21 protein-coding genes and 4 pseudogenes are annotated in these 25,967 nt (G+C 44.4%); 20 read left to right on the forward strand and 5 right to left on the reverse strand.

All coding sequences use genetic code 11. The features are described from left to right. The first annotated feature begins 11 nt into the window (after positions 1–11). The 3 genes and pseudogenes from KW548_09435 to KW548_09445 all read left to right on the forward strand — a co-directional run bounded on the left by KW548_09435 (position 12) and on the right by KW548_09445 (position 4,466). Positions 12–1,895 carry a methyl-accepting chemotaxis protein gene (locus KW548_09435; GenBank protein ID QXX05475.1) on the forward strand — a complete coding sequence of 628 codons (1,884 nt, stop codon included), beginning with the start codon at positions 12–14 and terminating at the stop codon, positions 1,893–1,895. Between the two features lie 151 nt (positions 1,896–2,046). Further along, positions 2,047–3,587, forward strand: a pseudogene (locus KW548_09440) (YjjI family glycine radical enzyme). Between the two features lie 9 nt (positions 3,588–3,596). After that, positions 3,597–4,466, forward strand: a complete 870-nt coding sequence (locus KW548_09445; GenBank protein QXX05476.1) for a YjjW family glycine radical enzyme activase — start codon at positions 3,597–3,599, stop codon at positions 4,464–4,466. Here KW548_09445 and KW548_09450 read toward each other — a convergent pair. Beyond that, positions 4,463–5,374 (reverse strand): LysR family transcriptional regulator, encoded by a 912-nt coding sequence (locus KW548_09450; GenBank protein ID QXX05477.1) that lies wholly within the window; start codon positions 5,372–5,374, stop codon positions 4,463–4,465. The two genes, KW548_09445 and KW548_09450, sit on opposite strands and share 4 nt — an antisense overlap. Before the next feature lie 164 nt (positions 5,375–5,538). Here KW548_09450 and KW548_09455 point away from each other — a divergent pair, with 164 nt between their 5' ends. Next, positions 5,539–6,108 (forward strand): nucleotidyltransferase family protein, encoded by a 570-nt coding sequence (locus KW548_09455; protein ID QXX05478.1) that lies wholly within the window; start codon positions 5,539–5,541, stop codon positions 6,106–6,108. Here KW548_09455 and KW548_09460 read toward each other — a convergent pair. After that, positions 6,100–6,832 (reverse strand): annotated as a pseudogene (locus KW548_09460) (helix-turn-helix transcriptional regulator). The gene KW548_09455 and the pseudogene KW548_09460 sit on opposite strands and share 9 nt — an antisense overlap. A gap of 138 nt (positions 6,833–6,970) precedes the next feature. On the opposite strand from KW548_09460, the gene KW548_09465 reads away from it, so the two are divergent. Next, on the forward strand, positions 6,971–7,312 hold the full coding sequence (locus KW548_09465; protein ID QXX05479.1) for a hypothetical protein: 342 nt from the start codon (positions 6,971–6,973) through the stop codon (positions 7,310–7,312). Positions 7,313–7,356: 44 nt separating this feature from the next. Here the strand turns inward: KW548_09465 and KW548_09470 are convergent, their stop codons facing one another. Beyond that, complete coding sequence (locus KW548_09470) at positions 7,357–8,460, reverse strand: phosphoribosylaminoimidazolesuccinocarboxamide synthase (protein ID QXX05480.1); 1,104 nt, start codon at positions 8,458–8,460, stop codon at positions 7,357–7,359. Between the two features lie 191 nt (positions 8,461–8,651). After that, the gene (locus KW548_09475; protein QXX05481.1) at positions 8,652–9,047 is read right to left on the reverse strand and encodes a hypothetical protein; all 396 of its coding nucleotides are present in this window, start codon (positions 9,045–9,047) and stop codon (positions 8,652–8,654) included. 460 nt (positions 9,048–9,507) lie between these two features. On the opposite strand from KW548_09475, the gene KW548_09480 reads away from it, so the two are divergent. The 15 genes and pseudogenes from KW548_09480 to KW548_09550 all read left to right on the forward strand — a co-directional run bounded on the left by KW548_09480 (position 9,508) and on the right by KW548_09550 (position 24,352). Continuing rightward, positions 9,508–10,380 (forward strand): DMT family transporter, encoded by an 873-nt coding sequence (locus KW548_09480; GenBank protein ID QXX05482.1) that lies wholly within the window; start codon positions 9,508–9,510, stop codon positions 10,378–10,380. Between the two features lie 114 nt (positions 10,381–10,494). Next, a complete protein-coding gene (locus KW548_09485; protein QXX05483.1) occupies positions 10,495–11,271 on the forward strand; it encodes an MBL fold metallo-hydrolase in 777 nt (258 codons plus the stop codon). A 116-nt stretch (positions 11,272–11,387) separates the two neighbouring features. Then, positions 11,388–12,053, forward strand: a complete 666-nt coding sequence (locus tag KW548_09490; protein ID QXX05484.1) for a response regulator transcription factor — start codon at positions 11,388–11,390, stop codon at positions 12,051–12,053. A 2-nt stretch (positions 12,054–12,055) separates the two neighbouring features. Continuing rightward, positions 12,056–13,445: pseudogene (locus tag KW548_09495) on the forward strand (histidine kinase sensor domain-containing protein). A gap of 664 nt (positions 13,446–14,109) precedes the next feature. Beyond that, a complete protein-coding gene (locus KW548_09500) occupies positions 14,110–14,874 on the forward strand; it encodes a DUF3450 domain-containing protein (protein QXX05485.1) in 765 nt (254 codons plus the stop codon). A 1-nt stretch (position 14,875) separates the two neighbouring features. Continuing rightward, complete coding sequence (locus KW548_09505; protein ID QXX05486.1) at positions 14,876–16,234, forward strand: MotA/TolQ/ExbB proton channel family protein; 1,359 nt, start codon at positions 14,876–14,878, stop codon at positions 16,232–16,234. Next, a complete protein-coding gene (locus KW548_09510; protein ID QXX05487.1) occupies positions 16,234–16,791 on the forward strand; it encodes a MotA/TolQ/ExbB proton channel family protein in 558 nt (185 codons plus the stop codon). Before KW548_09505 ends, KW548_09510 begins: the two co-directional genes overlap by 1 nt. Next, positions 16,788–17,192, forward strand: a complete 405-nt coding sequence (locus tag KW548_09515) for a biopolymer transporter ExbD (GenBank protein ID QXX05488.1) — start codon at positions 16,788–16,790, stop codon at positions 17,190–17,192. Before KW548_09510 ends, KW548_09515 begins: the two co-directional genes overlap by 4 nt. Beyond that, complete coding sequence (locus KW548_09520) at positions 17,192–17,809, forward strand: energy transducer TonB (protein ID QXX05489.1); 618 nt, start codon at positions 17,192–17,194, stop codon at positions 17,807–17,809. Before KW548_09515 ends, KW548_09520 begins: the two co-directional genes overlap by 1 nt. Next, positions 17,806–18,975: a hypothetical protein gene (locus tag KW548_09525; GenBank protein ID QXX05490.1), complete on the forward strand. Its 1,170-nt coding sequence runs from the start codon at positions 17,806–17,808 to the stop codon at positions 18,973–18,975. Before KW548_09520 ends, KW548_09525 begins: the two co-directional genes overlap by 4 nt. 603 nt (positions 18,976–19,578) lie before the next feature. Then, on the forward strand, positions 19,579–21,198 hold the full coding sequence (locus KW548_09530) for a sensor histidine kinase (GenBank protein QXX05491.1): 1,620 nt from the start codon (positions 19,579–19,581) through the stop codon (positions 21,196–21,198). Further along, positions 21,195–21,875, forward strand: coding sequence for a response regulator (locus KW548_09535; protein ID QXX05492.1), 681 nt, complete (start codon positions 21,195–21,197; stop codon positions 21,873–21,875). The genes KW548_09530 and KW548_09535 overlap by 4 nt, the downstream gene beginning before the upstream one ends. 106 nt (positions 21,876–21,981) lie before the next feature. Then, positions 21,982–22,743 carry an ABC transporter substrate-binding protein gene (locus tag KW548_09540; GenBank protein ID QXX05493.1) on the forward strand — a complete coding sequence of 254 codons (762 nt, stop codon included), beginning with the start codon at positions 21,982–21,984 and terminating at the stop codon, positions 22,741–22,743. A gap of 36 nt (positions 22,744–22,779) precedes the next feature. Next, the gene (locus tag KW548_09545; GenBank protein QXX08025.1) at positions 22,780–23,583 is read left to right on the forward strand and encodes a hypothetical protein; all 804 of its coding nucleotides are present in this window, start codon (positions 22,780–22,782) and stop codon (positions 23,581–23,583) included. A gap of 101 nt (positions 23,584–23,684) precedes the next feature. Then, positions 23,685–24,352: pseudogene (locus KW548_09550) on the forward strand (DUF2726 domain-containing protein). 20 nt (positions 24,353–24,372) lie between these two features. On the opposite strand, the gene KW548_09555 reads toward KW548_09550, so the two are convergent. Continuing rightward, positions 24,373–25,416, reverse strand: coding sequence for a GGDEF domain-containing protein (locus tag KW548_09555; protein QXX05494.1), 1,044 nt, complete (start codon positions 25,414–25,416; stop codon positions 24,373–24,375). Between the last annotated feature and the right edge of the window lie 551 nt (positions 25,417–25,967).

Raw genomic sequence — 25,967 nt, forward strand, 5'->3', positions numbered from 1 at the left:
TATTAATGATCATGAAATTGTCACTAAAACAAAAACTCATCGGCTCTAGTTTATTAGCCGTTGTACTCATGGCGAGTGCGCTGACTTGGCTTTCTGCCGACCAACTCTTCCAACAAACTCGCAATGGCGTAAATGCCAGAGCAGAAAGTCTAGCTACCACAGCATCAGAGGGTATATCGGACTGGATTACTATCCGTGAAGATATTGCGAAAGCATTTAACGATTACAGCCAAGAACAAGACGTTGTTCCTTTTCTTCAGCAGGCCCGCAAAGCGGGTGGCTTTGATGATATTTTTCTAGGTACTCCAGAAGGAGGGATGTACCGCTCTCATCCTGAGCGTAACCGAGCGGATTACGATCCACGTGTTCGTCCTTGGTATAAAGATGCCAATGCGGCAGGTCGTCAGATCATTACCACAGCGTACAAAGATGCTATCACCAACGCACTGTTAGTTACTATTGCAGAACCTGTTCGCCGTAATGGCCAATTGGTAGGCGTAGTAGGTGCAGATGTATTGATCGACCAACTTATCGATGACGTTATCAATTTGGATGCAGGTGAAAATGCCTATGCAATGTTGATTGATACTCAAAACGGTACATTCCTCGCGCATCCGAACAAAGATCTATCTCTTGACCCCGTGACTACACTGTCTAAAAAGTTAACCATGAGCGCCATTGAGCAAGCGGCGAACTCTGGGACAATGGAAGTGATAGAGCGTAATGGTCAGGAGAAATTCTATTTCTTTAAGAAGGTTCCGGGTACACAGTGGATTTTCGCGATTGAGATGGATCGCCAAACCGAAGAAGCGGCCCATACCGCTTTGCTTAAGAACCTGCTGCTAACGGCAACGATAATCACAATAATGGTTATTGCTGTGGTTTCTTGGTTAGTAAGCTTCCTGTTCCGCGATCTTGGACGCGTATCTCGTGCTCTTGAAGAGATCGCTTCCGGGGAAGGTGACCTTACCCAACGCCTTGAGCCTCGTAGTGACGACGAAGTTGGCCAACTGGCAACTAACTTCAACACCTTTGTAGGTAATATGCACGCCATGGTCTCCAAGTTGAGTCATGTATCGGCATCACTGTCTGAGCAAGCTAAGCTGACGGCAGAGCATGCGGAAGAGCGAAGCGCCAGAATTCGTCTCCAACAAGATGAAATTAACATGGTGGCGACAGCTATCAATGAAATGGCAGCGGCAACACAAGAGATTGCAGGTAATGCAGACAATACTGCACAAAATTCAACCGAAGCTGTGACGGCGTGTGTCCACGGTAGTAAGCAAGTCGTACAGACTCAGTCTTCTATTCAGAACCTAGCGCAGGAAGTACAAGTTGCCACTGATGTTATTCTGGAACTTGAAGCTCATGGTAATAGCATCAGCACCATTCTATCTACTATTCAGGGGATCGCTGAGCAAACGAACCTACTAGCACTGAACGCAGCAATCGAAGCTGCACGTGCTGGAGAGCAAGGCCGTGGTTTTGCGGTTGTTGCCGATGAAGTTCGAGTTTTAAGCCAACGTACGCACGCTTCAACTCAAGAAATTCAGCAAATGATCGAAACGCTGCAAAGTACCACTGGCAAAGCAGTTGGTATTATGGATGACAGTCGTCAACTTACAGATACTAGTGTAACAGACGCAGATTCAGCTGCAGTGAGCTTAACTCAGATTCAATCGGCGGTTGAACAAATTAGTGATATGGCGACACAAATTGCTTCTGCTGCAGAAGAGCAAGCATCAGTGACTTCGGAGATCACTCGTAACACGGTCGGCATTCGTGATGTATCAAACGAACTTGCTGACGAAGCTCATGACGCTGCAGCTCAAGCCGCTCAGCTTTCAGATTTGTCTCATAAACTTGAACAGGAAATTGGTCGATTCAAGTTGTAAGTATCCGATTAAAATAGAAAAGGCTCGGTTTACTACCGAGCCTTTTTATTTGCCATGATTTTCCAAATTGGAAAAGAGGGTTTAAATATATTTCAATTGTCGACAAAGAGAATGTGCATCTAAAATCCTTAAAAACAATAAGGAATATACAATGTCTGACGCTCTCAACTCTTTCCAACATCGTGTACAACAAATTGTCACTGATGCCAAATTAAATCCTAAACAGAAGAATCAGTTTTTAGCCTTGGAAGCAGAAGCTAGTCTCCCTTATATGCCAGTTTCAGAGCCTGTTCGTCTTGCAATGGAAGAGGGTATTTTATGCGATATGTTTGAAGGCCATGCTCCATTTAAACCACGCTATGTCTTGCCTGACTATGCTAAGTTTCTTCAACAAGGGTCTGAGTATCTCGAGCTAGAGCCAGCGAGTGATTTTGATGAAGCGATTAACCTGCTGACAATCATATATCATCATGTACCGTCAGTGACGAATATACCGGTTTATCTTGGGCAGCTTGATGATGTATTGCTTCCTTATGTAGGTGAATTCAGTGAACAGGCGATTTATGACAAGCTCAAGCGATTCTGGATCATGTTAGACCGAACACTGCCTGATGCTTTTATGCACGTTAATATTGGCCCCTCAGATAACATCATTTGTCGAACGATCCTAAAAATAGATGCTGAGCTCAAGCAAATCGCACCAAATCTTACCTTTATGTATGACCCTAACGTGACACCGGATGATTTGTTACGTCAGGCAACAAGTAACATTTGTGAGTGCAGTAAACCTCATATTGCTAATTATCCAATGCACGCGAGTAGCTACGGTGAAAAGCGCTTTGGTATTGTGAGTTGCTACAACTCCCTGCCTTTGGCTGGCGGGTCGAACACCCTAGTCAGATTGAATCTCAAGCTGTTGGCGAACCTAGCATCAGACACGGAAGACTTCCTCAATCAACTGTTGCCTTATTACAGTGAATTATTGGTCGAGTTGATGAACTCACGAAGTTCTCATTTGCATGAGAAGTCGAATTTCTTTAAAGGTTTCTTGACCAAAGAAGGTTTGATTGACGAAGAACGCTTTGCGCCAATGTTTGGTATTTACGGTATGGCTGAAGCGGTTAATCTTCTTATGGAGAAATCCGGAGAAAAGGGTTGCTATGGACATGACCTAGAAGCGAACGAGCTAGGCCATCTAATTTCTGAAAGACTGGCTGAAATCGTGCAAGGCTCAGAGGTGAAATACGGCCTTGAAGGTAAAGCGCTTCTACATGCTCAAGGGGGATCAGCCTTGATCAAGGCGTAACTCCGGGAGTTCGCATTCCCTATGGCACAGAGCCTGACCCCGTGGCTTATGTACAAGCGACTGCCAAGCACCACCAGTATTACACCTCTGGTATTAGTGATATTTTGACAATAGATGAAACGGTGAAGTCAAACCCAGAAGCGATGTTCGATCTGTGTAAAGGGGCACTGAATTCGGGATTTAGAGAGTTCACGGCTAATGTGGCTTCCAATGACTTGGTGCGAGTAACGGGCTATATGATCAAGCTGTCAGATATCGATAAGTTCTCGGAGCAAGGTTCGCGCAAAAATACGACTTTCCTTGGCGCTGAAGCAGCCAATAATACAGGGATTTTGGATAGAGCTCCGCGAGTTGTGAGTATGGAAAGTCAGCCTGTTTACAAATAGGGTAAGCATATGAGCGAAAGGCATGCCATCGTTAGCCGTATTCTCAAGTTCTCGTGTGTGGATGGGCCAGGTAATAGACTGGTCCTCTTCCTACAGGGATGCAATTTTAACTGCATCAACTGCCATAACCCCCATACGATTAATTATTGTAATCACTGTGGGGATTGTGTTGCAGGGTGCCCGGAAAATGCTCTGTCGTTCGACACCAACAAGAAAGTCGTGTGGGACGAGAACCAATGTACGCATTGCGACCAGTGCATCGATGTGTGCACCTATCGGTCCAGCCCTAAAGTGCGTCACTACTCGGTATCAGAAATCATCGAGATGATAAATGAGCAAAAGTGGTTTCTCAGCGGTGTCACGATATCTGGTGGTGAAGCGACAATGCAGTTGCCTTTTATTGTTGAGTTATTCAAATACATCAAAGAAAACAAGGCGCTTTGCCATCTTACCTGTTTCATTGACAGTAATGGTTACCTAGGTGAGTCAGGTTGGGATAGGGTGCTGCCTTATCTCGACGGTGTAATGATCGACCTTAAATCTTGGCAGGAAGAGACACATCAATGGTTGGTGGGACGTGATAATCACAAGGTAGTTCAGTCAATACGTTATTTGGCAGACAAGCAAAAATTGCATGAGCTTCGTTTACTGCATATCCCGAACAGAAGTGATCTGGACAAAGAAGTCACAGAAGTCGCACGTCTTATTAATACGCTGCCTGACAACGTTATTGTGCGGCTTAATGCATTTCAGCATCATGGAGTAATGGGGGAAGCGCTAGAGTGGCCGAAATGTACAGAATCGCAAATGTTGCAGTTTCGTGATGCTCTACGTCCACTGATTCACCAGTATATTCAGCTACCCAGTGTTTATGTTTAAACTGGTTTAATCAGCTGGGAGTGCAACCATTTCAGAGCTGGGTCATTCAAACTCGCTTGGTTCCAGACCAAGCTGTAAGCCACTTTTCCATAGGAAAACGGCAGAGGCTTTTGGATCAAAGCTTCTGCCTGCAGCGATCTCTCTGCCCACATTTTTGAGCAAGTCAGTAACAAATCAGTTTGGTGACAGATAACCGCCGCCGAGCCAAAATCAGCGACGGAGATGGCGATGTTTCTCGATGTATACTGTTGTGTGAGTTTCTGCTCAAAGTAGGGGGCGGACAGGTCCTTATCTAAAATACCGATGTGCTGGTAAGCAAGGTACTGCTCAGTGTTAATCGATTGGTTAGCCAGAGGGTGCGTTGGCCTCATCAAGCAGACCATTTCATCCTCCTGAATCTGCTCCCAGACTAGGTCACGACTGCGTGTCGGCGGTTGACTGATATCGTGAGGCAAAATCATAAAATCAACTTGTCCACGTAGCAGAGCATTAAAGCTGAGTTGTTCCTTAGCGAAAATCTGGATGTTGGCTGATGTTAGTTGACGACCAATCTTGGTGATTCTCCCAGAAAAAAGCTCGAAGGTGCTCTCGCGCATCGAAAGTGATACCGTTCCGGAAAAATTCTTAGGCTCAAACTCCCCTTGGTGGAGTATTCCGTTCATACAAGCAAGGATCTTGTGTACGTCTTTGGCAACAGATAACGCAAAAGGTGTGGGTACCAGTGACGTTCCTTCCCGATAGAAGAGTTCATCCTTAAGTTGTTCTCTAAGCTGGCTGAGTGTTTTACTGACACTTGATGGGGTAACACATAAAACGTGAGCGCTGCCACTGACACTGTGTGTACTTAACAGTACATGTAATACCGTCAGGTGCTTTAAGCTGATTCGGGAAAGGGCAACGTAATCCATTGAAAAGGCCACAAAAGAAAGATGGGCCTGTTATACCTTTGATGGCTCAAATTAGATACGAGCCTGATCAAACATTCTATCAGTCGTAAGTTGTCGATTTATCTAGGAACCGTTTAATCACGTCATGTTAGGATTAGGCACAATGAAAAATTCCGAAGGATAAAATGGAAAACTACAGCGACAAGATAATCCAATGGCTTGAAAAAGACAGTTTTCGGATGCGCGCTTTAGCGTGTGTTGCTGAATCTGAGATCCCCCATGCTTTCTTAGCTGCAGGATTTGTCAGAAACCTAGTGTGGGATGAGCTACACCACAAAGAAAGCCCAACACCACTCAATGATCTTGATGTCATCTATTTTGATTTGGATGAATCCGATCCAGAACGATACAAGGATTACGAATGGAAGCTTCAAGAGTTGATGCCGCACGCGAACTGGCAGGTTAGAAACCAAGCCATGATGCATGAGCGCAATGGTGATCGAGCGTATACGGATTTGATTGATGCGATGAGCTTCTGGCCGGAAAAAGAAACCGCGGTGGCAATTAGACTGCTTGCCGGCGGTAAGTACCAGTGCCTTTCATCATTTGGTTTTGATAGTTTGTTTGCCTTGAAAGTGACGCATAATCCTAAGCGCTCAGAAGTATTGTTTCATCAAAGGGTGAAAAGTAAGCGCTGGGTGGAGAACTGGCCTCTATTACGAGTTGTGGCAGATACTGAAACGCCATTACCGTGAACCGAAATACACACTTGGAGTGACGCCAAACCGCGCTTTAAAAACAGTGATAAAAGTGCTGGTATTACTATAGCCGCAGGACAGTGCGACGCAAGTGATGCTTAAGCCTTTCTCCAACAAAGGCAATGAGCTGATGAGTCTGGCTTGTTGCCGCCAGAAGCCAAAAAGCTATCCCGGTTTCTTTCTTGAACAGTCGACTCAAAGTTCGTGTGCTGGTACCAAAATCATGCGCCAATTCGGTTTGCGAGCGAGCGTCATCTGGTGTTTCTAATAGACTATCGGCGATTTGGCGCATTTTTGCTTCCTTGGGGAGAGGTAAATAGAGATTACTTGCAGGAGCAAGGTGAACCTCATCCAGCAGAACTTGAAATTGTCGCTGTTGAGGCTCTGTCATTGCTGAGAAATCGAAATGGGTCATTCGCTCAATGAGAGCTTGAATAAGGGGGTTGGATTTAATGACTTTCGCTTGTTGCGGAAAGGCATTGAGCCAAGTTAAAGGTACGTAGATCATGACCGCTTCTATGTCAGATACAACATCAGATCTGTGTTGTAAATGGGGAGGAATCCAGCCAAGGCATGCGGGAGTTATCGTCCATTGCTGATCACTTGTTTCAATCGTAAATATACCCTTACTCACCCAGTAAAGCTGCGCATATTCATGCTGGTGCCATTCGGTTTCAGATGCCGCTGGGTGATGAATTTTCAATAACTCAATGCAATTCATATGGCGTAATAAGTAAATATTATGTCTATTTGAATAAATTATGCCTGTTCGTTAGTCGTTATTCTATCCCTGTGTTTGAGGTTGCAAGCGTGATGACTTGGAAACCTTAGGTAACAGTAATCAACAGAGGATTGAGAAATGGATAACAATACATCTCTAGCACTGCAGCTTTCGGCGGTTAACCACAAAATAGTTGCTGAAGGTCAGGTACTGCCGATAGTAACATTGAAAAATGGCACTAAGATTCCAACTGGAACCGTTGGGGCGATGCTGCACAATATAGTCATATACAACCAAGGGGAGCGTGGCGAAGTAGAGCAAGATTTAAAGTTAGCCATTCCAGCATTGGCAAGCTTTGGGTTGTTTGAATTGTTTACGCCAGAAGAATGGATCCTAGGGGATAATCCGGGCCGTTGCTTTGTAGGGCGTTTGGCTCAGGTTTACATTGAAAAGGTGACCGTAGAAGGTTTTAAGGGATAGTAAGTTAGAGAAAGACGCCCAAGTGATGACTTGGGCGTTATTTTCTAGTCAACCAAACCGTATTCTTGGCTTAGCACATTGATAATTTCTTGTTTCGGATTGGCACTCAGTTTGATTGGTCGTCCGGTGATCTTCTCTGCGATACTTGTATAAGTTTGTGATATGTCCATCAATGATTCGAGCGGAAGCTCATTATTGCGAGCTAAAGCTTCACGCTCAGGCATGCGCTCTTTGTTGAGCAGAATATCAGGGTCAGGGAAGTGGTTAAGTAAGAACTGGCGGAATCCTTCTTTCGAGTTTTCTACGATGTTGCCCGCATCGTATTCGATTTCGTCCCAAATTCGCGATGAGTCAGGTGTACCGACTTCATCCATATAGATAAGTTTTTCTTTGCCCGCAGCATCTTTTACGTAGCCAAATTCGAATTTAGTATCGACAAAGATTTGCTCGATTTCTGCCAATGCGTTGCTAATGACTACAAAACCTTCGCGCAGTAGCTTTTCATATTGACTGATATCTTCTGCTTTGGAGAAGTTGAATGCTGCGAAATTATCAACAATGTTTTGGCGAGTAATGTTGACGTCATCCGCCTCAGGTACGCCCGGAATACCTTTTAAAATGCCTTTTGTTGAAGGTGTCATTAGCAGTTCTGGAAGTGCTTTATCTTTTTCTAGTCCCTCCGGTAACTCGATACCGCAGAACTCTCGTTCGCCTTTCTCATATGAGCGCCACATGGAACCTGTAATGTACTGACGGCAAATCGCTTCAATCATTATTGGTTTCGCTTTCTGCACGATCCACACCAAAGGATGAGGAATATCCAATATGTGACTGTCCGCCAAGCCATGCTGTTTGAAGAGTTTAAACCAATGATTGGAAATTGCATTGAGTGCAGCACCTTTACCGGGAACGCCCTTTAATCCACCTTGTCCGTGCCAGATACAGTCGAATGCAGAGATGCGGTCACTGATGACCATAATGGCAAGCGGTGCATCTTCTGCAACATCATAGCCTTTTTCCTTAATCAGGCGTTGGCTGTCTTCCTCTGTTAGCCAATATACAGAGCGTACTTTGCCACTATGAACGGGTTTGTTGGTGCGAATGGGAAGATCATCATTAACAGCAAGAACTTGATCAGCGAGACTCATTTAGACATTCCTATCTTTGTCAAAAATGGAAGGTTGCCCGTGAGAGGCAATCGATTTGCAGAGAATCATACCAGAACTAAATTAACCTTCCAGAGAAAAAGCAAACGTTTGCTCTAGAGTGGTAGTGAGGGGATAGAAATGAGCAAAAAAAAGCCTCTCAACCTGAGAGGCGTAAAACAGTGCAAATGAAACTAGTGGAGTTGCTTGAATTGGTTTTCAACAAAAAAGACTTCGCAATGGTATTGGCACGCGAGATCACGAAGTAATGATTGTTCTACGAGTTCAATATTATCTGATGCGACAACAGCGCTGGCATTACCGGATTTAATTGCTTTCACTACGATTTCAAACTCGGTCTGTGTTTGCGAGGATTTCATCTGGATGATCTTTTTACAGCTGACATTGTATGAAGAGAACTGCTCGTAATCTGGACGAGGACATTCCGCGGTGAACAATATCCATTGCTTCTGGTTAGACAACCCGGCTAAACGGCTGAGCGTCGAGTCTGCAATGTTCATTGGTCGAGTTGGTTGAGCCAATACATTGAATTTAGAAACTGAGCGATTTGGAGTGTGTACCTGAAACATAATTACTGTCCTTACATACATGCTGTATGTCTATACAGTAGTTTTATTATGTCAGTTGATCAAGCAATATTTGTTGTATTTTTGTACGTTTATTTTGTGGGGTATCTGAGTGCGTTTTATAAGTATCTGTTTTTAAAGCTAAAATATTGTCTCGAGCCTAGTGATGTGATGAGATAAAAGCATGAGAAAATGTGATCTAAAACACTTTTCTCATACAGTGTTATACAGTGGTTTTCGAGGCACCTGAATAACGTCTAGTAACGTGGCAAGTAAAGAAATGCACATGTTGAGTAGCCTATGATTTTGGTGTCGGGTTCTTTTCATCGAGGGCCACCATATTCTCTGCATATGTAACATTGGGTACGAAAATAGGATCAGACTTTTCTTGGTAATTCTTGAACAAATCTGCGACTATCGGACATTCGACAATTAACAGAATAATAATTAAAGAGAATTTGTATTGAACTCAGAAAACAAAGCCGCTTGGATCCTCGTAGCCACTACCGCATTGGCCGGTTTAGGGTGGATTTTTTCCAAACAAACGATTCAAGGTTTACCACCATTTGGCTTTGTCGGTTTACGCTTTGTGGTTGCTTCAATATGTTTGCTTCCTTTCTGTTTCAAATCACTTAAACAACTCAGCCTAAAACAGCTTGCTCAAGCAATGGGTGGCGGTTGTATACTGGCGCTTGCGCTTCTTGCTTGGGTACACGCTATCGCAGTCAGTGAGACCCTTGGTGAAGGAGCGTTTATTGTTAGCTTATCCATGATTATTGTTCCTATTGTTGCGTGGGCTCTGTACAAGGAGCGACCAAAGCGTGCTTTCTGGATTGCAATGCCAATTGCGGTATCTGGCCTTGCATTTCTTTCTTTGCAGGGAGAGTGGAACAGTTCAGCTGGGCAACTCTGGTTCTTAGCCAATGCCTGTTTACTTGCTTTGCATTTCAATGTGAATAGCCGCCTAGCACAAAACTTACCGGTACTGACACTGACTTGTATTCAACTGTTTGTTACTGGCGGGATTGGTTTAACAGCTTCTGCTGTGTTTGAGACCGTGCCGATTAGTGTGGATGCCAGCATTTGGGGATGGTTTGCTGCCAGTGCTGTTCTTGCAACCAGCTTGCGATACGTGATGCAGACTCTTGGCCAGAAACACAGCAATCCAGGAAATGCTGCCCTTATCATGCTACTAGAACCGATATGGACCGTTATACTCAGTATTCTTTGGTATGGCGAACAGCTCTCGGCCAACAAACTGCTAGGGTGTAGTTTGATTTTGCTCGCTCTGATTTTCTACCGCACAGATGGGCGTCTCTTGAGACTCAAACGCTAATTCTTATATCTCAGCTACTGGTCCGATGTCACATCGTGAAATGTTTGCGCTGTTCATTTATTGGCGTATTGCTAAATTGAAAAATGTAAATACATTGTTAAATTGGCAGTTCGAATGAAGCTTCATACCATTGATGGTTATATTCAGAAAATGTACTTAGCCGAGTATCCGGATAAGCTTATGCTACTGGACGGGGCGAGTAGGGCAGATGTTCCATATTTAGAGCGCTACATCACTGAAACACTTGGTAAGCCTTTTCACTCCCTCAAGGTGGTGGTGGTGACCCACATGCACCCAGATCACGCTGGAGCTGCTCATAAGCTGAGAGAGCTGACGGGCTGCAAAATTGTATCAGCTGAGAAAGACAAGCAATGGTACGGTGGTTGGGATGGTATCTTAATGCACTTGACGGATCTGGCCTTGGCTCGCTGGGTCGCGGGGAGAATGAAGCGTCCTAAGCGAAAATTATGGTATTCACGAAATCTGCACCCTGATATTAAGCTCACGGATGGGCAAGCCATTCCCTGCTTTGAAGATTGGAAAGTGTTAGAGACCCCAGGTCATACTGATCGAGATTTATCTCTTCATCATGAGCAGCAAGATATCCTTTATGTTGCCGACTTAATGGTGGAAGTGAAGAAACGACTGATCGCCCCTTTTCCTATTTTTCATCCGAATAAGTACCGCCACTCCCTCCATCGTGTTCACGAAATGGCGCCTAAAACTTTGTTACTGGCTCATGGAGGTGAGGTCCAGTTTGACCAAAGTGCTTATGACCACTTACTCAGAGTCGCGCCGCGTACTCCAGCTACCCATTGGCGAGCAACCAAAGTAAAGTTACGAGGTTTACTTGGCGCCTTGTGGGCATTTGGAGTGAAGGATAAACGCTGAATGACAGTCTATTTGAACAAGAAATAGCACAACAATGGGAGTGGATACAGAACGGTATTGTCACTGATAATAATGCAGATTAGAATGCGAAATCTTTTCATTTGCAATTTAACAAGATGTCCCGAATTCTAGTCGTTGATGATGATATTGAACTGTGTGCACTGCTAGTGGACGTACTCTCTGCAGAAGGTTATCAAGTTGAGAGCGTTCATTGTGGCGAGAGTGCGCTGCAATACATTGAGAAAAAGCCCGTTGATCTTGTCCTTCTTGACGTGATGTTACCTAAACTCAATGGTATGCAGGTCGCGAAGCGTATCTGCCAACGATTTGCTACGCCGATATTGATGTTAACGGCACTGAATGATGAAGCGTCGATGCTTGACGGTTATCAGGCGGGTGCAGACCAGTACATTGCGAAACCTTTTAAAGTGCCAGAGTTGTTGACTCGTATTAAAGCGATTTTCCGCCGAGTTGGATTGGAAAAGCAGCGCCAATCAGGCTGTCAGAGCAGTGTAGGCTTTGCTGAACACCTGTCCGGCGTGCCACTGACAGGCACAGAATCCGATTTACTCAACTACCTTATGCGTAATGATGGCGTGGTGGTTTCCAAAGCAGAGCTTCAGATTGAAGTACTGAAAAAAGAACTTAGTCCCTTTGACCGAAATCTGGATATGCATATCAGCAATGTTCGGCGCAAGTTGGTTGAAGCGGGCTTATCGAAACAACACATCAAAACAGTGCGTGGCAAAGGTTACAGCTTTGTCGACTCTGTCAGAGGCTAGCCGTGTTTCCTGTTCGATGCCCAGAAGCGATAGCAACGCGTAAGGATGCGCTGGTCTTTCAGTTATTCAGTTACATGTCTGCTGTTATCATTTCAATATTGCTTCTTCAAGCTGTCGCGGAGCAAGCGTTAATGAAAGCGGTACTAAAAGTGCCGCCAGCACTGAAAGCGCAGATGTTAACGTTAGCTGAAGAGGCTAATGTATTGATCGAAGAAGGGGACATGGACGACTTAGCTGACTGGGCAAATGCGCAGCCTTTTTATCTGTTCGTTTTGAATGAAGAGCATAAGCCGCTTTCTCATCGTCAGATGCATCCACATTTTGAGTTCAAGCTGCGTTTCTTGCGTGAGCTTGACGGGCCACTCAATGAACAAGTCAGCAAACCCCTGATAGGCATCCCGCTAATAGAAAGAAATACCTTGGCAATTCAGCTACCTAGTGAAGTCCATCCGGCCCACCGTTTTATTGTTTATCTGACAGTGAGCAAAATTATCATCGCCATTATCATGTTGATTCTTTTTTTCTCAGATATTGGCACGCAAGTTACAGCGGCCTCTAGACCGGTTACGTGAAGCAAGTAATAAGCTTTCTCAGGGCAATTTTCGCGTCAATGTTGTCAGTGAGTTGAACTCCAATATTACAGAGTTTAACCAGCTCGCCCATGATTTTGATGGTATGACTCAGGAGATTCACTCACTGGCTGAGAAGCAGCGAAGGCTGATTCGAGATGTGTCTCATGAGCTGAGGACCCCGCTCGCCAGACAAAACTTAGCGTTACATTTATTGCGCAAAAAAGCCGGTGAAGAAGAGCAAGCTTTGGTTGATCGACTTGAAAAAGAAGTGGATGAAATGGACAAGCTGGTGGGTGAGATCTTAGAGTTCAGTCGATTAGAGAATTCTCGTTACGTCACAGACGTTCAGCCAGTATGCCCAGAAAGTATTGCCAATACGCAAGTAAACCAAAGCCGACTTCAGTTAGGAGAGGATCAAACACTGGTTCTCAATGTAGCGCCATCTCTTCCTATGTTACATGCTGACGAGCGTTTAATTTTGCGCTGTCTTAGTAACCTGATATCAAACTCAATGAAATATGCAGGGTTGGATGCCCTCATCGAGGTGTCGATTGGATTAACGTCCGAACACGGCAATCAGTATTTAGTGTTTGACGTCGCGGATGATGGGCCAGGTATTCCGGAAACGGCGCTAGAGGATATCTTCAGCCCATTTACTCGAATAGAGTCGGCACGCGACAAGCAGTCGGGGGGCTATGGTTTAGGGTTGGCAATTGTCAAAGAAGCCATGACGTTAATGAAAGGCGAGGTCAGGGCGCAGAATCGTTCGCCCTATGGCCTGAGCATTCAGCTCTATTTCCCAATAAAAATAGGGCGTTAATGGTTGTGTTTTATTATGGGAATATGTGTTTTCCGTATTGATACCCACATATACACGACATGGCCTAACTAAGTATGAGAGTGCTGCCGTCGTGGTGACAGGCGTTACTGTTCTCAAAATAAAATTAATCACGCCCATAACATTCGCTCACCTTTTAGACTTGCAGGTCAACCTATCCCCACACCGCTAGAGGCATACAATCACCAGTGAACTTAATATTTTTGTATCGATAAATTTACCAATGCAAAGAATGTAAATTCAATGCAAATGAGATTTGTTAACACTTATATTCTCGGCGAAATAATTGGTTGAACGGCTTTTTGGGTCGTCATTTAATTTGGAGATGAATATGTTTACTAAGAGTCAGTTAGTACTGTCATGGGTGCTGTATTAGCTGCACCTTCAGTCAGCGCACAAACCACTCAGACTGACGAGCGCATGGTTGTTGAAGGCCGAAGCCATATGGCGACTCTACAAATTAAATACTAAAACACAATACGGTTAATCAACTTTGCTACCTCAGGGGAAAGACATGCTTTTTCCCTTAAATGCATATTGAGCATATGGTTGATTGAAATTTTATGTAATCGCGTTACTATGTCTTGCGAGTGAAAATGAGATTGCTTCTCAATAATCAGATTGACATCATTGAAAATTACACGTTATGAATTTATTTAAAACCAGTTTGGCGTTGATGGTTGCGACAGCAGGCTTCAGTGCAACGGCCTCGAGCCTTGATAGCGCTCTATCCATTCAAAGTAAAACCAATTCCTCATCCGCGGCGAGTCAGAAACGTATTGATGTCAGTGCTGAAAATACACTTAGCCTGCAAGCTGAAATTGAACAACTTCAGGAAGAGGTCAAAAACCTTGAGGTTTATCGTTCTCACCTGACGGCATTAGTCAAAAGCCAAGAGCAGGAAGCGCGCAATCTCGAAAATCAGATTGATGAGGTAAAAAACACTCGTCAGGGTGTCGTTCCACTGATGTATCAGATGATCGCGGGTCTCAAAACGTCGATTGCTGATGATATGCCGATCAAAAAAGAGCAGCGCCAGGAGCGTGTCGCAAAATTGGAAAAAATGATGACTCGCGCTGATGTGAGCGATGCGGAAAAGTATCGCCGTATTCTAGAGGCGTATCAGATAGAGCTTGATTACGGCACCAAACTTGGTCTGTATCAAGATCAGATTGCGGTAGATGAAGGCTCGCGTGAAGTCGACATCCTGCATCTTGGTCGCGTTTCACTGGTGGCTCGCAGCTTGAACGGCACGAAATTTTGGTCATGGAACCAGTCTGATAAGCAGTGGCAGAGTGCGGATAGCTCGATGAAATCAGAGTTAGACAAAGCGTTTAACATCGCAGCGAAGCAAGCGGCGCCAAGTTTGATTACTCTCCCAGTTTCTCTCAACGTCGCGGAGGCAAAATAATATGAAACGTACGTTAATTGCTTCCCTTATCGCTCTTGCTGGCCTGTCATTCAACGTTCAAGCCTCTTCTGAACTGGTCAACAAAGCTCAGGCTGAAAACCAACAGCAAGCGCAACATAACATGGCTCGCGAGTCCGGTTTTAAACAGACTGAAAAAGAACTTAAAGCGCTCAAAGCGCAGCTGATCAAGCAGCGTGACGATCTGCAAATGAAGAATGACAAACTCGCGGCAAAGTTCAGTGACAACGAAAATACCTTAGCTCGGCTAGAAGAAAAACTCCGCTTAGAGACAGGAAGTCTAGGTGAAGTGTTTGGCGTTGTGCGTCAAAACGCCAAAGAATTGGAGTCTGAACTGCAGTATTCAGTGACCTCAGCTGATGCACAAACTCATGCTGGTGTGGTTAAAGAGATTGTCGCAGCGACAAAACTGCCTTCTATGTATCAACTTAAAGGCCTTTGGAAAGCGTTGGAAGAGCAGATCAAAGCCAGTGGTGAAGTGGCATCAACCGAAGTCCGTTTTGTTAACGGTGAAGGGGTGGCTCAAAGCGAATCAGCCCTTCGGCTTGGTTCGATTGGCTTAGTTGGCGCGCAAGGCTACTTAAACTGGAATGCCACAAAAGGCGAAGCTCAGGCTTACATTAAGCAACCAGAGCAAGCACCAACCATTTCATCCCTTTCTCCTTTGGTAGGTGGCCAGGTTGAAAATATTGTTCTTGATCCTTCTCGTGGCGTGATGCTTGAACAACTAGCGCACAGCCCAAGCCTGATGGACAGGCTACAAGCAGGTGGTGTGGTAGGTAAGATCATTGTTGGCCTGCTTGCGATTGGTCTGATCATCGCCGTAGTACGTGGCGTAAGTTTGTCTATCGCACGCCAGAAGATTCGTGCTCAACTGAAGTCACCTCAAAATCCGGGTGACAACCCACTTGGCCGTGTGTTATCCGTTTATGGCAAAGAGAAAAACCTCAGTGTTGAAGCGCTTGAATTACGTTTGCTTGAAGCTGTAGTTGATGAGCAAGCAACGTTGGAAAAAGGTTTGTCCATGCTCAAGCTGCTGGCTGCTCTGGCACCAATGCTTGGTCTTTTGGGCACAGTTACGGGTATGATCGAGACTTTCCAGGTCATTACTCAGTTTGGCAATGGTGATCCTAAAGTCATGGCAGGTGGTATTTCGATGGCACTTGTGACCACCGTACTTGGTCTTGTCGCGGCGATGCCTCTTCTGCTGGCTCACAACATTCTGAGCTCGCAAGCCGAAACGATTCGCAACATCCTTGAGAAGCAGGGAATCTCTCTAGTCGCTGAACAAGCTGAGAAAGATCTCAAGCCATCTCAGGAAGCGCTAGGGAATGTTGCCTAATGGATGCAATCTTCGCATTGTTACCTGAAGCAATAGCTGGCAGTGACTGGCTACTTTCGTTGCAAAACTTTATGCAGCAGGGTGGTCAGGTGCTGTGGTTGCTGTCTGGCGTGGTGGCGTTTTGTTGGCTATTGATTCTAGAGCGCATCATCTATCTGTTGGTCGAATTTCCAAAGCACAGAGCAAATTGGGTCGATGCTTGGCGTGAACGGGGCGATCAAACGTCTTGGTATGCTCGCTCTATCCGCGAAGGATGGTTGTCACAAGCACACAGCCAGCTGTATCAAAACCTGAATATCATTAAGGTTCTGGTTGCTATTTGCCCAATGTTGGGGTTACTGGGCACAGTGACGGGAATGATCTCCGTTTTTGATGTCATGGCTAACCAAGGCAGCAGCAACCCTAAATTGATGGCTTCTGGTATCTCGCTAGCCACATTACCAACAATGGCTGGTATGGTCGCCGCGTTAACAGGCATGTTTTTCCATGCGCGATTAATGAAAGCCTGCCAGTTAAGAGAAATTAAACTAGAAAAATCTTTAAGGAGTCAGCGATGAGACTCGGTCGACGTCACCATAAACAAGATGAAGCTCAGATTGACCTGACGTCCATGCTCGATATCGTTTTTATCATGTTGATCTTTTTCATCGTTACCAGCTCGTTCGTTCGTGAATCTGGTGTTGAAGTGAATCGCCCTCAGGCGTCTAATGTGGTGAGTAAGAAAGATGCAGGCATTTTTGTCGCAGTGACTTCCGCAAACGACATTTATATTGATAAGCGCAACGTTGATATTGAACGTGTACAAGCGACACTAGAGCATTTGTTGCTGGATAAACCTGACGCTTCTTTGGTCATTCAGGCAGATGAACATGCCTACAGCGGTACTGTAGTGAAAGTAATGGATGCGGCAAAAGGTGCTGGTGTTAAGAACATAGCGTTGGCAGCGGAGAAGAAGTAGTGGGACGTTTGTTAATGGCAACGCCACTGGCTGCCGCATGTGCGTTAGCCATTTTCAGCTTTATGGCCTGGATGGTGGACAGCGGTCATCGCAGAGCCCCTGAGCCAAGTGAATCGCTGAGCTTTAATATGGTGATGGTGGAAAATGAACAAGATGTTCAACGTCGCCAGCGAACGGTGCCAGAGCAGCCGAAAGCTCTAGAAGTGCCAGAGCAGATGCCAACTTCTCAAGCCAATACCGAATTGTCGCAGATTTCACCGATTTCACAGCCGTCGCTTGGCCTGAATACCAGCATCGAAGGTTTGGCGATCAGCGCTCCAACATTTGGTGACTTTGGTGTCAATCAACAAGTCATGCCTTTATATCGGGTCGAGCCTCGTTATCCAGCCAAAGCCCTAAAGCGTAAAGCCGAAGGTTATGTGATCCTGAAATTCACTATCGATCCAACGGGTAAGCCGAGAGATATCAATATTGTCGAAGCCAATCCGAAACGCATGTTTGAACGGAATGCGATACAGGCGCTGCAGAAGTGGAAGTATCAGCCTAGAGTAGTGGATGGAGTTGCTGTACCTCAGGAAAACCAAACTGTAAGACTGGAGTTTAAGTTAGCCAAATGATGAAACGATTAGTCCTTATTGCTTTGCTTCTGGCTTCGCCAAGCGCCTTGGCTCAGGAGCTGACTCAATACACGGCGGTTCGTGTTCAGAAAGCCAACGAACTGGCTCAGGGAGAACAGCTGAAAGAGGCAATTACCTTACTTAAAGAAATCGACACTTCGCGCGCCTACGACAAGGCGTTCATCGCTCGTATGTTGGCGGTATTCTATTGGCAAGACGGCAATACCAAGCAAGCCATTTCTAAAATGGAATATGCGGTTGAAAGTGGTCTGTTGCGTGATGAACAGGCGTGGATCAGCCAACGTATGCTGGCTGACCTGTACCTTAATGACCAGCAGTTTGCTAAGGCGATTAAGCACTATTACCCGTTAGTTAAGTCGGTTCCTGAAACCCAAAAAGCTCAGGATCTGTGGCTGCGAATTGCACAGTCGCACTATCAACTAGAGCAATGGGATAAAGTAGTACCTGCGGTCGATAAGTACCTAAAGGTCGAGAAAAAAGAGATTCTTCAACCGCTATCACTCAAGCTGGGAGCACAGCTTGAGCTGAAACGCTGGAGCGCAGCGATTCCGACCCTTGAGTTACTTATCAGTATCCAGCCGGAGAAACTGAGCTGGTGGCGCCAACTGGTTGGTTTGCAAATGAAAGTCGGCAAGGACAAAGAGGCGCTTGATACCTTGGCGCTTGCAAAGGTTAATGGGTTACCGTTGAGCCAGAGTGACAGACGTATGCTGGCCCAGATGTATGCCAAGCGTGGTATCCCAGAAAGGGCGGCGATTGAAATAAGTGAACTGGATGACGCGCAAACGGATGTTCAGTTGCTGTCAGAACAGGCAACGTATTGGCAGTTGGCAAAAGAGTGGGACAAATCTTTGTCTATCTGGAAGTTAGCGGCTAAAAAAGACGCTAAGTATAATTGGAGTGTCGCTCAGCTCATGGTTCAGCAAGGCTACTATAAAGATTCTTTGGCGGTGTTAGATAAAGTCAAAGGCCGTGACGCAGATGTGGCGCTGGCCAAAACACGGGCTTTGTACAAATTGAATCTGCTTGAGAAAGCGCTGGTGCAAGCGAAGAGAGCGAACAACATCGAACCTTCAAGCCAAGCAAAGAGTTGGATTAAATACTTGTCTCAACTTAGAACTGCCGCTCAACAGAAGACAGGGTAATTGTTAAAAAGGGAAGCAATGCGCTTCCCTTGTTGTTGCTTACTTCTGATTTAAGCAGACATATTCCGCTCTCCAAAGCAGTCGCTTGGAAGATCTAATCGTCGTTAGCAACTCTTGCCCTGACAATTGCGGAAAGGCATGCATTACCTTGACGTCATTATCTAAATCGGATTTCTCATAAGCCCTTACATGAGTAAAGGTGCTGGACAGATTATGTGACAGCATAGATTGTGACAGGCAGATGCCAAACATATCCCGTTTCATCGTCTTTCCCTCTGACATTGGAGCATAGACAGCTGTTTATGGCATTTTTATTAGTGCTTGCTGCCCGCTTTAACCGTTTCTACAATTCTAGTGCTCAATAATTATACAACCTAAATGAGTGGGTAGTACAAAAAACGTTCTAATAATTTAGTGATCAAAATCAACTATTTTACCGGTTTTATGTCAAGTATGTTGCAAACTGGCAAACTGAGTGAATTGTCGGGAGTTAGTTCACAGCGGTTAGCGATGATTTGGATTGTTGGTCTCACAAAATATCGCCCATTAACTCGTATAAATGTTAATTGGATGTTAGTCTCGCTAAGCAAAATGGGAGAGTTTATGCAATGGAGTAGTATCAGCTTTCGTAAGCGAATGTTGATTATCATGACGCTTTCTGGCTTGATGGAGTTGCTATTGCTTGTTGCCGCTGGTTTCTTCTATGTTAAGCAAGAGCAAGAAGAAAAAATGGGCAAGCAGGCCCTTGGTGTCGCCTCATTTCTAGCAAATTCTCCTTTTGTTGCCCAAATGATCCAAGAAGGTGGTGGTTCGGAGTATCAGCTTCGTTATCGAAGTCTTACCGAGTTAATAGGTGCTGCCTTTATTGTGATTGGTGATAAAGACGGTATTCGTATTGTCCACCCTGTCGACGATCGCATTGGTAAACCAATGAAAGGTGGCGATAACGATCGTGCTCTGATTGAAGGTGAAAACTATATTTCTTTTGCCCAAGGTTCGTTGGGCTACTCCGTTCGGGGAAAATCGGCTGTTTTTGATTCAGATGGCAATATCATAGGCGTTGTATCAGTCGGTTATCTCATTGACCGTCTTCAGGATAGAGTAGAGCCTTTTTTGGTCTTTCTGCTTTTGATGGCATTACTAGTGGTTGCCGCGAATGCTATTGTATCAAGCTATGCGTCGCGTCGCTTTCAAAAAGCGATTCTTGGCTTTGAACCTGAAGAAATAGGTCGGTTGTATGTTGAGTTAGACGTGACAATGGAAACGCTTAAAGAAGGAATCTTGACGATCGATCAATCGGGCAAGCTTCGCTCTATCAACAAGAGTGCGTGCCTTATCTTAGGATTGGAAAAATCGCATTGCTTGAATAAGCCGCTAAAAGAGGTATTGCCTGAGAGCGACCTTGATACTGTTCTCACTACAGCCCACATTGATCATGACATATACCTTTACCTCAACAAGCAGAAGTTAATTGCTAACCGAAGACCAATTGTTGTAGACGGTAAGGTTGTTGGCGCGGTATCCAGTTTTCGACTGCGAGATGAATTGAATGAGCTCTCTGAGCAGTTAGCGAAAACCAAAGAATATGCTGAAATGCTTCGCTCTCAGACTCATGAACATCGAAATAAGCTGAATACCATTAGCGGTATGGTTCAAATGGGAGAGTTGGATGCAGTTCAGCATCTTATTGGTCAAGAAACCGCACATTATCAATCTTTGATTGAGTTCCTACGTGAAACCGTCAAAGAACCATTGATCGCCGGTATGCTGCTGGGTAAAACCGAACGTGCACGCGAACTGGGACTTGAGCTTATAGTAGAACAAGGTTCCCGGCTTGAACCTTTGCCAGAGCGTATTAATGCAGAAGATCTTGTGACTATTTTGGGCAATTTAATTGATAACGCTTTTGATGCTACGCGCAGTGCTATGACCTTGGATACGATGTTTGCCCCAGCGCGAAGGAATATTGAAGTTTCCATAGGTGATTATGGGAATGAAATCATTCTTGAAGTCATGGATCAAGGTTGTGGTTTACCGGGCGAGTTCTCTGTTGAGCACCTAGTTGAACGAGGTGTGTCGACAAAAGGGCAGGCAAATCGAGGAGTGGGACTTTACTTGGTCAATGAATTAGCACTGCGCTACCACGGCCTATTGGACATCACGAATAACGAACAGCATGGAGCTAGAACGACAGTGTATTTACCAAAGGAAGAACAGGTATGACATCCGTAACACGAGTAATGATTATTGAAGATGATCTCAGCATTGCTCAATTGCATCAGCGTTATCTGGAACAGATGGAAGGCTATGAGGTGATCGGGATTGCGACTACGAAAGTCGAAGCCGAGATACAGCTTGATGTATTGAATCCCGATCTCCTATTGCTTGATGTGTATCTTCCTGATGGAACCGGTTTGGAGCTTTTACAGGCATTGCGTTCTCGGAACCAAAGCTGCGACGTTATTCTGATTACCGCTGCTCGTGATGTAGATACATTGCAGCAGGCGATGCGTGGTGGTGTTGTCGATTATTTACTGAAACCCGTTGTATTTCCGCGTCTGGAAGCTGCATTGAAGAAATACGTAATACAAAAGCATCAGTTCACGAGTGCCTCGGATCTTGATCAAAACTTGGTGGACAAGATGTTACAGAGTCCATCTACTGAAGAATCTAGGGTTCAAAGGTTGCCTAAAGGTATCGACAGTGTCACGTTAGACAAAATACGTGCGTTGTTTTCTGGTGCTGAAAGTATAACAGCGGATGAAGCTGGAGAGCGTATCGGTGCGAGCCGCACAACCGCTAGACGTTATCTAGAATACCTTATCAGCTCTGGCGAATTGCAAGCAGATCTAAACTACGGTACGGTCGGTAGACCCGAGCGCTGTTACAAACGATCGTAACGACCACTTGGGTTCAAATAATTCTCCCCCAATTACCTAGACGTATTTTGTATCCACCTCTACAGTTTTATTGATAGATATAATATTTTTACTGTTAGAGGCGGCTATGAAATCGTTAATCAGCCTGTCTTTATCGCTCTTGTTTTTGTCATTTCCGATCGGAGCGATAGAGCTCAATGACCTTCAGTTTTTGACCGAAGAGTACCCCCGTATAACTTTACTCAAGATGGTGAAAAAAAAAGGCATTTCTGTAGACTTGCTGGCCGCTGCTGCACGATCTCAAGGGATAGAAATCAACAAACAAGATATTGAGGTCAGTCCTTGGGCACGAGCCTATCGAACCGCATTGATTGAGCCTGATACAGTACTTTTCTCTACTACTAGAACGAAGCTTCGTGAACATCTGTTCAAATGGGTTGGGCCTTTGAGTTCAACACGGATTGTCGTGCTGGCCAAAAAGTCGCGTAAGATTAATATTAAAAACAGTAAGGATTTTGCTCAATACCGAATTGGTGTTATTCGTGACGATGTGGGTGAGCAGTTAATGTTAGAACTGGGGGTGCCAAGAGGCGCGATGCAGGAAACCTCAATGGCTGAAACCTTGGCTAAGCAGTTGGCCAAAGATCGCATTGACCTATGGGCATACGAAGAAAATGTTGCCAATTGGTGGATAAAGCAAATTGGCTACGACACCGGCGATTTTGAGGTCATATTTGTACTCCGAGAAGGGGAACTCTACTATGCTTTTAATTTGGCAGTGGATGATCAACTGGTTGAGAAGCTGCAGCGTGGTATTCATGAAATGAAAAACTCGCTTAACGAAGCTGGCGTCTCAAAGTATCAAGAGATCGTCGATAATTATCGTTGATTGTCAATGGCGATCGTACTTTCAGGAAGGGTAGAGATGCGTTTAATCGGTTTTATTCTGTTTATGCTATGTCAGAGCGTATTTGCTAAGCAGGAAGTGGTGTTAATATTACCATCGCAGATGGATGGTGGACATACGTACTATCATGAACTTCTTTATCGCTCCTTGTCTGATTCTGGTTACGGTGTCACAATTAGAGTGCCACAAGAACATATTCCCCAAAAACGATCGATAAAAATGGTGGCGAGTAATCAGTTGTCCCTAACTTGGCTGTTGGCTACTGAAGATAGGAACAATGAATATGTACCCGTCAAAGTACCACTAACTGATGGCATGATTGGTAAAAGGGTATTGCTTATACCTCCACAGCTACAAAGTGAGTTCAATAAAATTAATAACCTCAATGATTTGCAAAGGTCGAGGTTGGTCGCAGGTTTGGGGATCCAGTGGTTTGACGTTGATGTATGGAACGCCAATCAGCTCCCCGTGTTCTTGCAAGATGGAGAATGGCGTTCTTTATACTCAAAACTTTCACCCAAAGGTAAGGTCAATTACTTCCCCAGAGGCATGACCGAAATACTCGGTGAGTCCTCTCAAAATCCTCATTTAGCGATAGAACAGCGTTTACTTCTAACTTACGAAAAGGACTTTTATTTCTATCTATCTGAACAAGCGGCACACTATCAGCCCATTATTGAGAAAGCGTTACTGCAGGCCAAACAGAGTGGATTGATGGACCGATTGCTGAAAAAATACTGGCAGGCGACATATGAACAAATTCAGCCAGACCAGCGAGTAGTGATAAATCTACGTTTACCTGAGGGTGGATCTCACAAATAGCAGCCTGTTTCCATATAAAAACTGACAGATTGACCAAGTTAGCGTATAAATTCTCTAAGAGTTTCATGCGGTTCTTCTGTGGTGGGAGTAGTTAAAGCGAAATGGAAAGTGTTTTTATCATCGTTGTTTTGTTGGTTTTGTTTTTTGTGTTTGTACAAAAGCGTTATCTAAAACAAGATGAGCTCAAAGACAGTAGTTATAAAAAAAAAAGGCCCGTTAATGAATATGCAGGAATCGGCGTTTTATAACGCTTTGATAACTGCTGTTGGTCAACACGGAGTGGTGATGTCAAAAGTGAACATGACGAATATCGTTGCACCGCTCGCCACCGACAAAAAACAATGGTTTATTGCTAACAATCGGATTGCTAAAAGTTATTTTGACTATGTGGTCTGCGATCCACGAACATTACAAGTGCGTGTCGCCATCGAACTCGATAACGGAAGAGCGTTAGATAAAGGTAAGATAGAGCGGCAGAAACTATTGATGCACGTGTGTAAGTCGTCAGGTATTCCTCTGATTGGTACCTCAGTGAAACACAGCTATCAGGTGGGTAAACTAAGGCGTCTTCTAGCTTCTCATATTGATCTCATAGAGCCTGAAAAAAGAGATTCGTTTCTGCAAACGGTGCGGAAGCCCAATGGTGATAAAGACGGCTTCTCAAGGAGAATTCAAAGGTCGGCGCTTTTTTACCTGCAGCCGTCAACCTCAGTGTACTTATACAGAAAATTACAATGTTGTGTTCGATGAAGATGGCGTGGACGAGTGACCACTGGTAAGCAATAGCCATCAAGAGCAGGTAATGATGGTTTGTTCTTTTTCATTGCAAACCATGACTTGATTGCGTCCATTCTTCTTCGCTTTATACAGCTCTTTGTCTGCTTCTTTTAGTACGCTATCTAGGTTGTTGTAAAGATCACATTGATAAATCCCAATACTTGCCGTGAGATAGATAGGTTGTTCTTTGCTGTTGAATTGATAGCGTTCAATTGCCATACGGATTTGTTCAGCCTTAATCATAGCATGTTGGATATTGGTGTTGTGTAAGGCTATGCAAAACTCTTCACCACCAATACGATACACTAAGTGCTCATCACTCAACCCATCAATTAAGGCGGCTGTCTGCCTCAGCACCTTATCGCCAACATCGTGACCGAATTCATCATTGACCTGTTTAAAGTAATCCAAGTCCAAAACCAGAAGTGACAAGGGTAAGGTTTCGCTTTCCTGTCGGTAGCGTTCAAAATTATGAATAAGGGCATGGCGATTATAAACACTAGTGAGCGCATCACGTGACGCAAGTTGACCCAGTGAAGCTTCTGATGTTTTCCGCTTAACTTCGAGAATGTGGCTGGCTAACCATACACTCAGGTAGGCGAAGGTAAAATTAATGATGAGATCAAAATAGCCCAAAAAGCCATCATTGAGCGATTTGTCAACCACGATCAGTAGCTGGCTAATGAAGCCTATTAGTGTTGCGATAAATCCGTAGCGTTTACCAAGAATAAGGTAAAAAAGAACGGGATAAAGGAAGCTCCAGAGGAACACTCCATTCTCTATCGGATACACACGTGTGGTAAAACAAACCAAACTGATGATGCTATAGACGTAGCAGTTTGAAAGCAAAAGAGAAGCAGAGCTTCGGTAGCTGTTCAAAGCGATATAGAGAGAAAAGCTACAAAAAAGGCTCTGAGTGATTGCTAAGAGATGATAAACGCCAAAAAACACATTAAGTGTGGCAATAATCAACGACATTAGGGCAAGAAGCATACTTAGCCAGAACAAGACTGCTCGACGTAATTGTCTGGAAGGGTTAAATATGTCAAGCTCCATCTTGAGTAGCCTTTGTAGGAATATGCCTAAGTACGAATATCAGACAATAGTATGCTTTTCGTATCGGGAATCAAGCGTAAGACTGAATAAAGATCACACTTTAAAGACTATAAATGATACGGCGTATTAAAAATGTACAAGTGTTATGTGCGCAAGTTAATGTAATGTATATAAATTAGTCAATTTATATCATATTTTAACTAGTCTCGAATTAATCGTAAAATTATCAAATAGTGAACCGGGGTCACTGTTTTGGATGGCTTTCATTTCGTATTTTGAAAAACAAAAATGCGACAAAATATCGATAAATACTACTTTGAGACTTAAGATGGCTTAAGTTTGTATCATTGATAAGACTATTGGGCAGATTTGACCTGATTTTAATGACTTCTTTGTAGTTACTGGATGGAAGATAAGAAGTCGAAGGCTCGCAACTGTTGAACTATTTCACGTAACGCTCCAGAGCTTCTCTGCTGTTGACAACATGGCGTAAAACACTTTATTGACAAGGAGGAGGTTTCGCCACGTAAGCTTGTGTCTTCTTTAAAGCA

Origin of the sequence: Vibrio neptunius, from assembly GCA_019339365.1 — a bacterium.
Taxonomy (GTDB): domain Bacteria; phylum Pseudomonadota; class Gammaproteobacteria; order Enterobacterales; family Vibrionaceae; genus Vibrio; species Vibrio neptunius.